The sequence below is a fragment of the Pontibacter rugosus genome (genome assembly GCF_042678745.1).
In the GTDB taxonomy this organism is placed as follows: domain Bacteria; phylum Bacteroidota; class Bacteroidia; order Cytophagales; family Hymenobacteraceae; genus Pontibacter; species Pontibacter rugosus.
Map to the genome: position 1 here is coordinate 1 of NZ_JBHTLD010000116.1, position 16,076 is coordinate 16,076.

11 protein-coding genes are annotated in these 16,076 nt (G+C 47.3%); 8 read left to right on the forward strand and 3 right to left on the reverse strand.

Going from position 1 to position 16,076, the window contains the following annotated elements:
• The first annotated feature begins 103 nt into the window (after nucleotides 1–103).
• The 3 genes from ACFQ2O_RS12905 to ACFQ2O_RS12915 are packed head-to-tail and all read left to right on the forward strand — an operon-like array spanning nucleotide 104 to nucleotide 3,838.
• Nucleotides 104–565, forward strand: coding sequence for a hypothetical protein (locus ACFQ2O_RS12905; protein WP_377528238.1), 462 nt, complete (start codon nucleotides 104–106; stop codon nucleotides 563–565).
• 12 nt (nucleotides 566–577) lie between these two features.
• The gene (locus tag ACFQ2O_RS12910) at nucleotides 578–2,980 is read left to right on the forward strand and encodes a TonB-dependent receptor (protein ID WP_377528240.1); all 2,403 of its coding nucleotides are present in this window, start codon (nucleotides 578–580) and stop codon (nucleotides 2,978–2,980) included.
• 6 nt (nucleotides 2,981–2,986) lie between these two features.
• Nucleotides 2,987–3,838 carry a DUF4249 domain-containing protein gene (locus tag ACFQ2O_RS12915; protein WP_377528242.1) on the forward strand — a complete coding sequence of 284 codons (852 nt, stop codon included), beginning with the start codon at nucleotides 2,987–2,989 and terminating at the stop codon, nucleotides 3,836–3,838.
• Between the two features lie 105 nt (nucleotides 3,839–3,943).
• Here ACFQ2O_RS12915 and ACFQ2O_RS12920 read toward each other — a convergent pair whose 3' ends face one another.
• Together ACFQ2O_RS12920 and ACFQ2O_RS12925 are read right to left on the reverse strand one after the other, a co-directional pair.
• On the reverse strand, nucleotides 3,944–5,590 hold the full coding sequence (locus ACFQ2O_RS12920; RefSeq protein ID WP_377528244.1) for a M16 family metallopeptidase: 1,647 nt from the start codon (nucleotides 5,588–5,590) through the stop codon (nucleotides 3,944–3,946).
• 34 nt (nucleotides 5,591–5,624) lie between these two features.
• On the reverse strand, nucleotides 5,625–6,983 hold the full coding sequence (locus ACFQ2O_RS12925; protein ID WP_377528246.1) for a M16 family metallopeptidase: 1,359 nt from the start codon (nucleotides 6,981–6,983) through the stop codon (nucleotides 5,625–5,627).
• Between the two features lie 416 nt (nucleotides 6,984–7,399).
• Here ACFQ2O_RS12925 and ACFQ2O_RS12930 point away from each other — a divergent pair, with 416 nt between their 5' ends.
• The 4 genes from ACFQ2O_RS12930 (at nucleotide 7,400) to ACFQ2O_RS12945 (ending at nucleotide 13,868) form a co-directional block, all read left to right on the forward strand.
• The gene (locus tag ACFQ2O_RS12930) at nucleotides 7,400–7,819 is read left to right on the forward strand and encodes a hypothetical protein (protein WP_377528248.1); all 420 of its coding nucleotides are present in this window, start codon (nucleotides 7,400–7,402) and stop codon (nucleotides 7,817–7,819) included.
• A 350-nt stretch (nucleotides 7,820–8,169) separates the two neighbouring features.
• Complete coding sequence (locus tag ACFQ2O_RS12935) at nucleotides 8,170–9,252, forward strand: efflux RND transporter periplasmic adaptor subunit (protein WP_377528250.1); 1,083 nt, start codon at nucleotides 8,170–8,172, stop codon at nucleotides 9,250–9,252.
• 25 nt (nucleotides 9,253–9,277) lie between these two features.
• Nucleotides 9,278–12,442, forward strand: coding sequence for an efflux RND transporter permease subunit (locus ACFQ2O_RS12940; RefSeq protein WP_377528252.1), 3,165 nt, complete (start codon nucleotides 9,278–9,280; stop codon nucleotides 12,440–12,442).
• Entirely contained in the window at nucleotides 12,435–13,868 is a 1,434-nt protein-coding gene (locus ACFQ2O_RS12945) for a TolC family protein (protein ID WP_377528254.1), read from the forward strand. Before ACFQ2O_RS12940 ends, ACFQ2O_RS12945 begins: the two co-directional genes overlap by 8 nt.
• A 506-nt stretch (nucleotides 13,869–14,374) precedes the next feature.
• Here ACFQ2O_RS12945 and ACFQ2O_RS12950 read toward each other — a convergent pair.
• Nucleotides 14,375–14,851, reverse strand: a complete 477-nt coding sequence (locus ACFQ2O_RS12950) for a hypothetical protein (RefSeq protein WP_377528256.1) — start codon at nucleotides 14,849–14,851, stop codon at nucleotides 14,375–14,377.
• Nucleotides 14,852–15,478: 627 nt separating this feature from the next.
• Between ACFQ2O_RS12950 and ACFQ2O_RS12955 the strand changes: the two genes are divergently transcribed.
• The coding region (locus tag ACFQ2O_RS12955) for a reverse transcriptase domain-containing protein (RefSeq protein ID WP_377528258.1) at nucleotides 15,479–16,076 on the forward strand (598 nt) is incomplete at its 3' end.

Genomic DNA, 16,076 nt, shown 5'->3' on the forward strand with positions numbered 1-16,076 from the left:
ATTATTAATGTGAGTATGCTAAGGTGCTTTATCATAACAGGTTATGTGATATGGTAAAGCATCCTTCTTTAAGTATAGATTAAGCTGTGCTATTATCTCTGTTATGAAAACAAACTTTACATTTTGGAGTGCGGTTATTTGCACTGCTTCGGTCTTTATTGCTGGGTGCGATAAAGACCAGAAAACCTTAAACAAACTTGATGGTACATGGCAACTGGAGCAGGTAACCCACCTGACACAGGATACGACCAAGCTGCCAACTTCCGGCACCATCAGCTTTACATCCTGTGATTTAGACGACGCCGCTAAATCCTGTCCCGGTACCTATACATTTAATGCGCAAGCCAGCAGTGCCTTAACTTTTAACGTTTTTGAAGGAGGAAAAGAACTGGGGATGTTTCATACGGGTAACTACAACACCTATAACTACTCCGATAAGTATAAAATAGTACAGAGAAGCGACAACAGGTTAGAATTGGAAGGCAACTTAATTGTAGTCCGAAAGCCTGCTGGTGCAAACCCTGTAACCAAACAGGTGCGGGTAGGCATAGTGCTAGAGCGCTAAGCATACGGGTACATGATACAGCGTTTATACCTGTTCCTATGCTTTTTCTTAAGCGTTGGCAGCGGCCTGGTTGCCCAAAGCAATGCCGGCAGCAGAACAATCAGCGGCTTTGTGCAGGATGAGCAGTCGGGTGAACGCTTAGCGGGAGCTTTGGTGTCGGCTGGGGCGATAGGAACCTCTACCAATACCTATGGCTTTTATAGCCTTCGTGTACCTGATGATAGCCCCCTGCAACTACAGGTGCGCTATATAGGATATCTTCCGAAAGCACTGGCTGTTGCAGCACCTTTAGCAAATGACACCACCATAACCATCAAGCTACAGCCGCTGGCGAATGAGCTGGAGGAAGTACAGGTAGTAGCGGAGCGGATAACAGATCTGCAACAGGCCAACCGCCTCACCATGCGCAGTACGGAACTGAAGCGGTTGCCACGCCTGATGGGTGAAGCAGACGCCATCAAAGCTATACAGCTCATGCCGGGGGTGCAGGCAGGGCGCGAAGGATCTTCTGATCTGATCGTACGCGGCGGCAGCCCGGATCAGAACCTGATCCTGCTCGATGGCGTGCCGGTTTATAACGTGTCACACTTGCTCGGCATGTTCTCTGTTTTTAATCCTGATGCCATTAAAACGGTGGATGTGATCAAAGGTGGTTTTCCGGCTCCTTACGGTGGCAGGCTATCCTCGGTAGTAGATGTGCAGCTGAAGGAAGGAAATAACCAGCACTTTGGGGGAGAGGGTGCCATAGGGCTCATCTCGTCAAAACTACTGTTGGAAGGGCCACTAAAAAGCGATAAGACTTCTTTTCTACTGGCTGCCCGCCGAACCTACTTGGATATTTTATCCGCCGCAGCAGCTGCCATGAGCGGTGAGACAATCAGCAAGTATAATTTCTACGATATCAACGCGAAGCTTAATCATACCTTCTCGGCTAAAGACAGGGTATACCTGAGTTTGTATGGTGGGCAGGACAGGTTTACAGACAAGCAGGAGTTTGAAGGTGCCAGCCAAAACGAAACGCAGCTTTTCAAGTTACGCTGGGGAAATGGAACTGGTGCCCTGCGTTGGAACCATGTGTTCGGAACAAAATTGTTCAGCAATGTAACACTTATACACAGCCGCTACAGCTTTAGCCAAGGGTCTGAGTTAAGTATAAACCAGGAAAATATCAGCACAAACCGCCAGGTAGCGTATCAATCAAGTATCAGAGACTGGGGAGCCAAAGCCGACTTTGACTTTATAGCCAGCAACAAGCACAGCTTCCGGTTTGGAGGAAGTTATACTTACCACCAGTTTAACCCGGAGTCTGTTACCCTGCAGACAGATACGCTTACCCTGAACTCCAGCTCCTTTTCCCGAATACTGGCATATGAATTCTACACGTATGCCGAAGACCGTATGCAAATAAGTACGCGCTTACAGGCAAGTTTAGGGCTTCATTTCTCCGGTTTTGCTGTGAACGATGCCTTCTATACTTCGCTGCAGCCACGCCTGGCACTAGGCTATACTACTGCTACTGGTGTAAGTATTCGTGCCTCTTATGCCACAATGGCGCAATACCTGCATCTGCTGAGTAATACCTCTACCGGCACACCTACGGATATCTGGGTTCCCGCTACTGATAAAGTGAAACCGCAACGCTCGTGGCAGAGTACGCTTGGGGCAGCGGTAGTGGTTAATCAGCAGTTAGAGCTGACCTCAGATGTCTATTATAAGGAAATGAAGGACGTGGCCGAGTTTAAAAATGGGGCTGATTTTATTTCTGATTTCTTCCGGAGTGGGCCCGAGACAAACTTTGCTAACTTCGTAGCGCCTCCTTACCAGAATCGTATCACGAGCGGGCGGGGCTGGAGCTATGGCACAGAATGGATGTTGCGCAAGCGGCAGGGGAAAACCACCGGCTGGGTTGGCTATACTTTAGCTTGGTCGTGGCGGCAGTTAGACAGCATCAACTTTGGCCAGAAGTACCCTTACACCTACGACAGCCGACACAGTATTTCCGTAGTGGCCAACCACCAGTTCAGTGAAAAGCTAAGTATAGGCGGCAGTTGGGTATACCGCACTGGTTTTGTAACCACCTTGCCGTCTGCCAACTATAAGGCTTATAACGAACCTGTTTATGACCCCTACGGCTCCCATCCCTCTGTCGAAATAGTAGATTATATTGGGGAGCGGAATAACTACAGAATGCCTGCCTACCACCGCCTTGACCTGAGCCTGACGCACACAAAAAAGAAGAAATGGGGCGAGCGCACCTGGAACATATCTGTTTACAATGCCTATAACCGTAAAAACCCCTACTTTTTGCAGCTGAGCCAGCTTAACAGCAGTTCTTCCGGCAATGCTGATCGCAGGTTGTACCAGGTATCGCTGTTTCCGATACTTCCTTCGTTTAGCTATGGCTTTAAATTTTAAGTGAATATGATGAGAAAGCAGATAAGTATTTTGGCACTCCTGTTGAGTGTTTTGTGTAGCTGCGAGACGGTGATAGAGTTGGATTTGCCTGGTCATGAACCAAGGCTGGTCGTCAACTCCGTTATCAACCCAGACAGTGCTTTTGTAGTGGATGTAAGCGCCAGCCAAAGTGCCTTCTCAGCAGGGGCACACCAACCTATAACAAATGCTATGGTACAGGTATACCAGGCGGGGCAGCTCGTCTCCAGCTTACAAAGTATAGGTAACGGAAAGTATACTTCAGATCAGAAGCCACAGCCTTTACAGCACTATACTATGCAGGTAAGTGCCGCAGGTTTTACAACCGTAGACGCTGCTACTTTTGTGCCTGCTAGTCCCATAATCAGGGATTTGAGAGCGGCCAGAGTTGCTCCTGCTGCTGATATGTATGAGGAGACTACGGCTGCTTCTTTCATACTTGCAGACAACCCAGAACAGGATAACTTTTACTACATCCAAGCCTATACGCCGGATACGACTTATGAAGGGAAAGCATATAGGAGATCAGTAAATATGGAGTTTACAGCTCCTTTTGAAGAAGAGTTTACCATGGAAGACCGCTACTTTTTTAGCGATAAGCTGTTTAATGGTAAGTCGGTACCGCTGGAGTTGCACCTGCAAAACTTACCTGCAAACACCACTTACGTGCGTGTGGCACACATCACACCGGAGTACTATCATTATGTGCGAACGCTAGAGAAGCAGTCGTATAAGGATAATTTTTCCACTACACCGGAATCGGTTGCAAACAATATTAAGAACGGGATAGGGATTTTTGCCGGCTACCATGTGGTGACGCTTGCTGTGAAAGTGAAGTAGCTGGCTTTTGGGCTAATGTAAATTAAAAAGCCGCAGACATATCATCTGCGGCTTTTTATACTTTAAAAGGTGCTTACCCAAAAAGGCATTCACCAAACTTTCAACCTATTTAAAGGTGTCTTTACTCTCTACAATCTTCACATCCTTCACGTTCAGCTTATAGTTAGCCACTACATCGTCTTCGGCTAGCACCTCTTGTGGCAACCCTTCTTTTACAAGGTTAGAATAGCTCATCGGCGATGGTGTATTATTTAGCAGTGCCTGCTTTAGCGGCTCTGCTTCGCTATCGTCGGTTACGATAGTGATAAACATGTTTTCTGTCTGCCAGTATTTCTTCACGGCATTATTTACGTCCTCTACCGTCAGATTTGCCAGCAGCCTGTCCATTTCCTCGATGTAATCCTGGCGACCATAGAAGCGGGAGTCCATCAGGAAGCCCAGTTGCTTTTCAGTTGTCTGGATGTATAGCTTCATGTAAGAGCGCAGGAACTTGCGTGTCAGCTCGAACTCCTCCTGTGTCATGCCATTCTTAATCAGGTTATCAACCTCACGAACGGCCAGGCGGAGCGCAAAATGAGCATGCCCTACATCTATACCTTGTAGCTCGGCATACTGCTTCTTCAGGCCTTCGGCAATCTGTACTGGTCTGATCCAAAGAGCAAAGTAATTAGAAGCACGTGGCACGCCTGGGTTTGGCAGCTGGTAAGAACCGCCCTGGTCGTACCACTCAATGTAAGAGTAGTCGCCGTAGTTCATAGAACGGGTTGTACGGATCTTGTCGTACAGTTTACCGTAGCTTTTGCGGTGCTCACCTAAGTATGAATTGGCTACCATCAGCGCAGCAAAATCATCGGCAGAGCGCGTTACGGGCATCGGAGTACCTGTAAAAATGGCAGAGCCAAGGGCATCACTCTTTTTGATGATCTCCACCTGTATACCGTTTGGTTTGTTAGGTTCTCCTGGCTTCGGGATGTTAGGTTTTGCATCAGATAGCTGTGCCACATCAGCCTTCAGTTTGTTCAGGAACTCTGCGCTGTAGTTACCGGCAATACCGATCAGCACATTGTTTTCTGTAAAGTAATTGCGCCAGTGGCTCTTTACATCTTCTAAAGTTATACTTGGCACAGTAGCAGAAGTGCCTTCCACTACATGTTGGTAGTTCGTGCCACGGAACAGCAGGTCTTCCAAAGCTTTCTTGCTGTACTCTTCATCCGAAGAAGCACGAATTACCTGGTCTACAAAGTTCTGCTGGTTCGACTTTACGCGCTTAAAATCCTCCTCGGCAAAAGCTGGGTTCAGCATTAGGCCACGCACGATCGGGTAAAACTGGTCCAGGAAATCCTTGTGAACAGCAAAAGTAAAGGTGGTTACCTCTTTGTCTACATTGGCACCATAATAAGCAGCCCACGGAAAGATTTTATCCTTTATCTGCGAGATGGTCATGTCCTGCGTACCGGACTCTGAAATCATTTGGGCAGTGGCATAGGTAAGACCTTTTTTATCGGCAGGGTCTACCATAGAGCCATTCTTGAACATCAGCTTGATGATGACTTTGTTCGACTCCGGCTGTTTCAGTTCTACCACTTTGCCCGGTCCAAAGGCCTGGTTGGCATCAAAAGGAGCCGCTGTGGCTGTAGTGGTGGTAGCAGTTGCTTGGGTATTTGTTGGCTGTGAGGCCTGCGGCTGCTTGGCGCAAGACGCGGCCAGCAAGGCAACAGGCAGTATATAGGCAGCTATTTTTTTCATGCTCATATCTTATTCAGATTATACTTTGTTTGGCAAGGCCTTACTTAACTGGCGATTTCTCTGCTGGCGCGATGGTACCGACCGTCATGGTAGACGGAATGAAGTACTTCTTCGCCACATGCATCAGGTCCTGCGCTGTAATAGTATCGTACACGCTGTAGATGTTGTTCAGTGACTCCGGATTGCCTGAAAGCCAGATGAAACGTGCCAGTGAGTTGGCAATGGCATCTGGGCTATCCATGCTCATGGCAAAGGAATACTTGATGCGAGATTTCGTTTCCTCAATCTTCTTCGCATCTATTGGCTTTGTCTTGGCCTCGTTCAGGGCCTTCATCAGTTCATCTTTTACATACTGCATATCCTTGGCATCCAACAACGAAGCAGATACAGATATCAGGTTTGGGTCGCGAGAGAACTGTGGGCCACCGCCAATAAAGCGCGCCTTCTGCTCATCTACCACCAGCTTGCGGTACAGCTCAGAGTTCTCAGCGAAAAGGATAGTAGACAAGATGCTCAGTGCAGGCAAGTCTTTGTCTTTATCAGAGAAAGCCGGTCCTTTGAAGCCTAGCGAGAGGTATGGCGGAAAGCCTTCCTGCTTCACGTGTGCATAGCGGGTTTCTGTTTGCTTAGGCTCTGTGGCAATGGTCGGCTTATAGTTACCACGCTTCCATTCGCCGAAGTATTGCTGCGCTAAAGTGTTTACACGCTCCGGTGTTACATCACCTACCACTACAATAGTGGCATATTCCGGACGGTAGAAACGGTCGAAGAAGGTGAGGGAGTAGTCGTACTGGTTTGGCATATCCACCACATCCTCAAAAAAGCCCATGGTAGTGTGCGCGTACGTATGTTTTTTGAAGGCTGTGCTTACCAGCTTCTCATATAGCTGCTGGTACGGGCTGGCGGAGTTCTTAGTATACTCACCTTTTACCGCACCTGCTTCTGTTTTAAAGTCGTGCACGCTGTAGTTCAGGTTCTGGAAACGGTCGGCCTCAATCTCGAACATCTTATCCAGCATCTCTGCGTTACCTGTCATGTGGTACACGGTGCGGTCGATGGAGGTATTGGCGTTGGCTGATGCTCCGATAGCTTTCAGGATATCGCCATAAGCTTCTTTAGAATAGTTGTCGGTGCCCCGGAACATCATGTGCTCGAAGAAGTGCGCGAAGCCAGTTTTTCCTTTCTCTACTTCCTCGCGGGAGCCTGCTCTCACTACAATGTAAAAGGCAGCCAGGCCGGGGCTGTTATAAGGTACCGTTACCACATTCAGGCCATTTGCCAGTTGTTTTTGGTGGATAGGGTAGGGCAGGATTTTGTCTTTCTGGTTGCTTTGCTGCGCCATTGCCGAAGTAAAGGCGAAAGCCAGCAGCAGCAACAGGGCTACTAATCTGTGTCTCATGTGTGCTGTTTTGATTAACGTTAGAATGCTTACAAAAAGCAATTAGCCTCCTAAAGTACGAAATTCGTTACGACAGGGCAAAGACAACAGCAGCTTCTCGACGAAGCAGAAGCTTTTATCTATAAAAAGGAGGGGAGGCAGTATGCTATTATCTGGTAGGTTTTAGCGGGTATAGTCAAAAATGGCTAGCTTAGATATTATGCATTACACAAAGAGAAGCATTTATTCTTTTGCCAATAGTTATTCATAGCTTATTACACGTGCTTTCGTTTCTATTGAAATTTCTGAAAACTTTAAAGTATTGTTAGCCACCCTTATGTATGGCCGGTATATAGTGCAGTATTAAATTATTGTTTAAACAAATATTTAATAGGCATAACTTGTGTCGATGTGGAACTTGATGTAGTTTTGCCACCGTGATAACAAAGGCAGTCTTAAGATATTTTCTTTCTCTGTGTATTCTCCTGCTGAGCGTACATGGGCAAGCCTTTGCTCAGGCGTATCAGCACGATACCGGAAGTGCCTTTCTTACTAACTTCAAAGCGACTCAGCATTTCAGCTTTCGCTACCTTGATCTTGCTCCTGACTTTACTGTTAAGGCCGCAGCAGTTGAAAAAAATCTCAACGCAGAAGCCGCCGACATCGAGGAGGAGGACAAAGAGTACCTTGTATCAGGAAAGCTTTTAGAGTATAGCAAGTACCTCACTGCTGCTTTATATGCGCTTACACTGGCGTATTTCTTCCGCTTCTTCAAAACCAGCTTACTATTCTGTAAGCACATTTCTGACAATTCATCAAAAAGACGTTATCTCATATTCCAGGTATTTAGGATATGATTTAATGCCTCTGTAGGCATCCTTGCAGTAGTTACCACATCATTTACAGTCAGGCCCAGTTTGATATACTAACCTGAACGGTATAATCGCGAACGGCTTTTTTGCGGCTCTCATACTTTTATCATAGGAGATAGTGCATTAAAGTTCATCAGCCATGATATGGTATTTTGATCATTCCAGATGCTTGATCATTTAGTAACTACTACTATTGCTATTGCCTCCCCTTTCTATTTATAGTCTTGCTGCCAGATGCCTACAATACAAGTTTGTTGGGTGCTGACGCACACTGCATTAACACATCCTATTTATATCCTACATCCAATCCATACGTTTTAACGCGCTTACTTATCATGAAGAAAATTCTCATGCTTATGGGCTTGTGTGCCTTGTTATGCCACACAAGCTGCCAATCAGAAAAAGAAGAGAAAGAAGAAGAAACCGAGTTCCTCGTTTCTAGTCCAGTAAAAATGGACACAACTATTACAGAAAATTATGTGAGCCAAATCCAATCCATTCGTCACATCGAACTAAGGGCCCAGGAAAGAGGCTATTTGCAGAAGATCTTTGTAGACGAAGGGCAGTTTGTAAAAGCAGGCCAGCTCATGTTCCAGGTCATGCCCACGCTGTACGAAGCCGAGAAGCAAAAAGCACAGGCGGAGGCCAATTTTGCCCGCATTGAGTACCTCAACACAAAGAGTTTGGCTGACAGCAACATTGTGTCTCCAAACGAATTGGCGATGGCTAAGGCTAAATACGACAAAGCTAAAGCCGAATTATCCCTCGCACAGGTTCACCTACAGTTCACCGAGATCAGAGCCCCTTTTGATGGCATCATCGACCGCTTTCGTGTAAGGCAGGGAAGTCTGGTAGAGGAAGGCGAACTGCTTACAGAGCTTTCAGACAACAGTAAAATGTGGGTATACTATAATGTGCCAGAGGCAGAATACCTCGATTACCAGGCAACTGCCCATGACGACAGCAAGGTAAACGTGCACTTGATGATGGCTAACAACAGAGAGTTTGAGTACCCGGGCGTGGTAGAAACCATAGAAGCCGACTTCGATAACGAAACAGGTAACATTGCCTTCAGAGCCACTTTCCCTAACCCGAAAGGGCTGTTAAGACATGGCGAAACAGGCAATATCCTGATGAGAGTGCCAATTACGAATGCCCTGCTCATACCACAGAAGGCTACTTTTGAGGTGCTGGACAAGAAGTATGTGTACGTGATAGATAAAGAAGGCGTGCTAAGGTCACGAGAGATCAAGATAGCAGCCGAAATGCCCCATATCTATGTAGTACAGGGTGGCCTGGCAGAAAGCGACAGGTTCCTGCTGGAAGGCCTGCGCCTGGTGCGGGAAAATGAAAAAATACACTACAAGTTCGTGGAGCCTACTACTGTCATGTCGCAGCTGGATTTATATGCAGAGTAATCGGGTATCCTAAAAATCGAAAAACATGTTTAGTACGTTTATAAAAAGACCTGTATTTGCTATTGTAATATCGGTCATGATTGTGTTCGTAGGTATATTATCTATCCAGAAATTGCCTATATCACAATTCCCAGACATTGCCCCTACTACCGTAAATATCTTTATCGCCTATCCCGGATCCAGTGCCGATGTACTGGTAAAATCCACGCTGATTACCTTAGAGCAGGCGATTAACGGTGTGGAAGGAATGCGCTACATTGCTACGGATGCCACCAGTGCCGGTGAGGCTACCCTCCGGATTATCTTTGACCCCGGCACGGACCCTAATGATGCGGTGGTCCGGGTGAAGACGCGGGTAGACCAGGTGATGCCACTCCTGCCGGAGTTGGTGCAGCGCGAAGGTGTTGTAATTACCCCTATCCAGCCAAGTATGTTGATGTATGTCAACCTCTACTCTAAGAATGAGAGCATGGATGAGAAGTTCCTCTTCAACTACGCCACTGTTAAAATGATCCCTGAGATACAAAGGATCAAAGGGGTAGCCAGAGCCCAGATACTTGGTAGCCGTAGGTACGCGATGCGTATCTGGTTAAACCCTGACCGCATGCGGGCTTATAGCATTTCAGTAGATGAAGTAATGAAGGCCTTAGGAGAACAAAGTATAATCGGCCGCCCAGGCAGGTTAGGCCAAAGCTCCGGTATAGCCGCTCAGTCGTTGGAGTATGTGCTTACTTATAAAGGCAGGTACAGCGAGCCGGAAGAGTATGAAAGTATCATTATCCGGGCCAATGCAAAAGGCGAAAGCATTCATTTAAAGGATATTGCCAAAGTTGAGTTAGGTAGTGAGTTTTTTGATATTTACTCTAGCCTGGACGGCCACCCATCGGCAGCTATTGTACTGAAGCAGAACTATGGCAGTAATGCCAGTGATGTGATTGCGGATGTAAAAGCGCAGCTCGATGAAATGAAGCCATACTTTCCTCCGGGCATGGACTACAAAATCAGCTATGACGTTTCTCAGTTCCTGGATGCATCCATAGAGCAAGTGGTGCACACGCTGAGAGATGCTTTTATACTTGTTGCCCTCGTCGTTTTCATCTTCCTGGGCGACTGGCGCTCTACCCTGATACCAATTCTGGCTGTGCCAGTATCCTTGGTAGGGGCATTTTTCGTGATTCAGTTCTTCGGGCTTTCCATTAACCTGGTGACGCTCTTCGCTCTTGTGCTGGCCATCGGTATTGTGGTGGATGACGCGATTGTGGTGGTAGAGGCCGTCCATGCTAAAATGGAAGAAAAGCCTTTTATATCTCCTTTCAAAGCGGTTCAGGAGGTTCTTGGTGAAATCAGCGGAGCGATTATCGCTATTACAGCTGTAATGGTTTCGGTGTTCCTGCCGATTTCGTTTATGTCTGGGCCGGTAGGTACTTTTTACCGCCAGTTCTCTATCACGATGGCTAGTTCTATCGTTATTTCGGCCCTTATCGCCCTTACGCTTACGCCGGTGTTGTGCGCTATGCTGTTAAAGAATCATCATGGCAAACCGAAGAGGCGAAACCTGCTAACCCGTGGCCTTGACAGCTTTAACAACGGCTTTGATAAATTAACCGGAAAGTATGTAGGCTTACTGAAGTCAATCGTCAGCAGAAAATGGCTTACCTGGATTATCTTGTTAGCGTTTGGTGCCGGCATAGTATACGAAAACCAGATTCTGCCATCAGGATTTATACCTAACGAAGATCAGGGTACCATCTACGCCATCATCCAGACACCTCCCGGATCTACCCTTGAAAAGACCAACCAGGTGTCTCAAAAGCTGCAGAAGATTTGTGAGGAAATTGACGGCGTAGAATCAGTATCCTCTCTGGCAGGCTACGAGATCATGACGGAAGGTAGGGGCTCTAACGCAGGTACCTGTCTGATTAACCTCAAAAACTGGTCGGACCGTGATCATACGGTGAAAGAGATCATGGAAGAGCTGGAAGAGAAGTCGAAAGGGCTTGGAGCCGTAGTAGAGTTCTTTGAACCACCGGCTATTCCGGGCTTCGGTTCTTCAGGTGGTTTCTCTATGCGTTTGCTGGACAAAAACACGGATACCGACTACCATGAATTTGACAAGATAAATCAGCAGTTCCTGGATAACCTGCGCAAGCGCAAAGAGCTCAAAGGTTTGTTTACCTTCTTTGCAGCCAATTATCCGCAGTATGAGCTGGAAATTGACAACAATCTGGCCATGCAAAAAGGAGTCACCATCGATAACGCGATGGAAAACCTCAACATCATGATTGGTAGTACCTACGAGCAGGGCTTCATTAAATTTGGCCAGTTCTTTAAGGTATACGTTCAGTCGGACCCGCAATTCCGAAGGCTCCCATCTGATGTGATGAAGCTTTACGTTAAAAACGACCAAGGCGAAATGGTGCCATACTCTGCCTTCATGAAGCTTAAAAAGACGCAGGGCCCTAACGAGGTGACACGTTTTAACATGTATAACTCTGCCGCCATCCAAGGGCTTCCGGCCAAAGGCTATACTACGGCAGATGCCATACAGGCTATCCGGGAAGTTGCCAAGGAGACACTGCCAAAAGGATACGACATTGCCTGGGAAGGCCTTTCTTATGACGAGGCAAGCAGAGGCAACGAAGCGCTGTATGTGTTCCTGATTGTAGTGATGTTTGTGTACTTCGTGCTGGCAGCACAGTATGAGAGCTTTATTATTCCGTTGGCGGTGGTGCTTTCGCTGCCGGTTGGGGTGTTCGGTTCGTTTATGTTGCTGAAGCTGATGGGGCTGGAGAATAACATCTATGCACAGGTAGGGCTCATTATGCTGGTTGGTCTATTGGGCAAGAATGCTGTGTTGATTGTAGAGTTTGCCGTGCTGAAGCGACAGCAGGGGGCCTCTATATTTGACGCTGCCATAGAAGGTGCCAGAGTGCGTTTCCGCCCAATCCTGATGACTTCGTTCGCCTTTATTGCAGGTCTGATCCCATTAATTATCGCTACCGGTGCAGGAGCTATTGGTAACAGAACGATTGGTGCCTCTGCCCTTGGGGGTATGCTTTTCGGAACAATATTCGGTGTTATCATCGTGCCCGGATTGTACTACATCTTCGCCAACCTGGCAGATGGCCGTCACCTGATCAAAGATGAAGATGAAGTTCCTTTAACTGAAGATTATGTCCACCATGCTTAAGAAGATCATATATAAATGTTTAGGAGTTGCCTGTCTTTCGTTAACAGTAACGGCTTGTGTAACGCCGTCTGCAGTAGAAAGAACAGCGAATACAACAGTACCTGCGCGTTATAACAACTCGCAGGATTCTACAAACACAGCAACCATCCTCTGGAAGGAATATTTCACTGACTCCAACTTGGTTGCCCTGATTGATACAGCACTGAGTAATAACCAGGAGCTGAATATTACTTTACAGGAAATCGCGATTTCCAGAAATGAAGTCAGAGCCCGGAAAGGTGAGTACCTGCCAACGGTTGGTATAAGAGGTGCAGCCGGTGTAGATAAAGTACCAAGGTACACCAACATAGGTGCCCTGGAAGCCACCACGGAAATAAAGCCGGGAAAAGAGATGCCTGAGCCACTGCCTGATTATATGCTAGGGGCCTATGCTTCCTGGGAGGTGGATATCTGGGGTAAACTGCACAATGCAAAAAGAGCGGCGGTAAGCAGATACCTTTCTTCTGTGGAAGGGCGAAACTTTATGGTGACCAACCTGATTGCCGAAATCGCTAACTCATACTTTGAACTGTTGGCCCTCGACAACCAACTGGCTATTGTCAACCAGAACATCGAGATACAAAGCGACGCCCTCCGGATTGTAAAACTGCAGAAAGAGGCAACCAAGGTTACAGAACTAGCGGTGCGCAGGTTTCAGGCACAGGTATACAGTACCCAAAGCCTGCAGTACAACATTCTGCAGCAGATTACAGAGACTGAGAACCGGATAAACTTTCTGCTGGGCCGTTACCCGCAGCCTATTCTGAGAGACAATGTGGCTTTTGAAACATTGGTACCTGCCACTATTCAAGCCGGACTACCTTCGCAGTTGTTGGCGAACCGCCCGGATATCAAGCAGGCCGAACTGGAGTTAGCAGCATCTAAGCTGGACGTAAAGGCGGCAAAAGCGCAGTTCTACCCTTCTTTAGGCATTTCAGCTGGCATCGGTTATCAAGCGTTTAACCCATCCTACCTGTTACGAACGCCGGAGTCGTTGTTATACTCTTTGGCTGGTGATTTAGTGGCTCCTCTGGTTAACAGAAATGCCATTAAGGCTACTTATAGTAGTGCCAGCGCCAAGCAGATACAGGCTGTCTACAATTACGAACGCACTATTCTGAATGCGTATGTTGAAGTAGCTAATCAGTTAGCGAAAATCCAAAACCTGGAAATAAGCTACGACTTAAAAGCAAAGCAGGTGCAGGCACTTACGCAGTCCATCGACATCTCTAATTACCTGTTCCGGTCTGCACGGGCAGACTACATGGAGGTGCTATTGACGCAGCGTGAGGCACTGGAATCTAAGTTTGAACTGATCGAGACTAAAAAGCAGCAGATGAACGCTGTGGTTAATATCTATCAAGCCTTAGGTGGCGGATGGAAATAAGTAAGCGCTAAGTATAAAGCTAAAAAGGAACGCCCTTCTACAAGCTTGTAGAAGGGCGTTCCTTTTGTAGTGCTTATGTCTGTAATTCTTTATAGAAAGGGGATAAGTAGGGAGCAATCTATAAATGGCGTTCTTGCATATTGAAGCTACCTTTTATTTAAGCCTTACACCCTAAACCTGTATTGTGTGTGGTAAGCAGTTATTGCGGGTTCTTTTACAGCCTTGTGTAAGCGGTAGTGGAGGTCTTCTGCCGAGGCTGGCATCTACGTAGCGTTGGTGGTTGTATCTATTTATAGTTGATAAAAGATGAAATATATCATAGCTAAATTGAAACCTGCATGACTGGCAATGGCACCGATTATAGAACCTGTCTTTTTCTTGCACTGTATAAAAACTAAACTTGTTATGAACATTCCTAAGACCCAAAGTATGGACGGAATAAAGAAGAATTCCCACCTGCCATATATGTAGACAATGCCAAAATGAGCTAGATGGGTTAAGGCAAATTAAAGGCTATCTATTATAGTGGCCTTTTTCTCACCTAAACTTGAGCTGAAACTTGAGTGGACGATTCCTCTAAAAAGCAACTCCTCACCAATTGGGCTAAAGCACATTCCAGTAACAGCAAAAACAATAAAGTAAATCAGCTTATCCTGAGCAGTCAAGTCTGTCGCAATATTATAGGACCTTCCGATATACACGTACCAATTATACAGCGTGTCTGTGTACAAGAGATAGCCCAATGCAAAAATTATTGTGCTAATTGCTACACCTGCCAGGAAAGAATACAGAACCCATGCATAATTCAACGGCTTGGTAATTTCTATCTGTCTTCGTCCTTCTTTAGACAAAAGAACAAAAGGAATAAGAGCGGAAACGGCCATAATAGCACCTATGCAACCATAGTTTCCGGTAAGGTTAGCATTTAAGACCAGCCAAAACCTGGGTACACAAATGGCGACTAACAAAATCAGTCCAAACACCCAGTTGAATGGGAATAATCTATTCCATGTAAACCTAAGCGCAGTATTAACCATTCTTTTAATTATTGCCAGTAAGGCTCTGCTATAAGATGGCGTAGCTAACTTATAGGTCTTGTGTGCGCCCAGTATGGGCACCTGCTACTGAAGGTAGCAAATTATTCCAGAGGGTGCAAGTCCCTTACAGGCGAGTTGGTGAAGCCTGTTAGCAAGCCGCAAGCTGGTTCGTCGTGAGGCGTGCAGTGAAGAAAGCGGGACTGCAAAATCCGGTACTGACGAACAGAAACTGCATAAGAGGCAGGAAGTCGTGGGTAAGCAAGCACCCCTTTGCAACGCCCCTGGCCAACAAACGACTTTGTGTAGATGCAGCAGGAATCGGAGGAAGGAAGGTGCTCTTACCTGGGGAGGTCTCCCGGTGTCGTGCACGCAGGGAGAAGTCAGCAGAAGCCATAGTAGTCATTTGGAAACGAGCCGTAAGTGCTACGGAGGTCTCACAGGGTGACGAAGGGCTGAACGTTAAGTTGCCCTAAATTCGGCAAGGAGGCCCGGCCAGCCTTGCCTTAAGCGGGGCAGAGATTACAGTACAAGTAGCAGCAACAGATGATCGAGAAGGTACTCCACCGGGGCAACATGCTCAAGGCATACACGCACGTGCTGGCCAACAAAGGTTCGGCTGGCGTGGACGGTATGCGGTTAGAGGAGCTGGCTTTGCACCTGAAACAAAACAGGGACGCCATCGCCACCGCCATCTGCAACGGCAGGTACCTGCCTCAACCCATCCTGGGGGTAGAGATACCCAAGGGCAACGGCAAGAGTCGCCTGCTGGGCATTCCCACCGTCACCGATCGGGTGCTGCAACAGGCGGCTAACCAGGTGCTAAGCCCGCTCTTCGAACTCGAGTTCAGGGAGCACAGCTACGGCTTCCGCCCCAACCGCAACGCCCACCAGGCAGTGCGGCAGGCACACAGGCACATCCACGAGGGTTATCAGCACATCGTTGACATAGACCTGAAAAGCTTCTTTGACGAAGTGGACCACTGCCTGCTGCTGCAACTGCTTTACCGAAAGGTAAAATGCCCCCTCACCCTGCGCCTGATTCGCAAATGGCTACGGGCTCCCATCCTCATCAAGGGGAGACTTGTCAAGCGTCGGAAAGGCGTACCGCAGGGCAGTCCGCTTAGCCCGTTGCTCTCCAACATCATGCTTCATGAGCTGGATAAGGAACTAG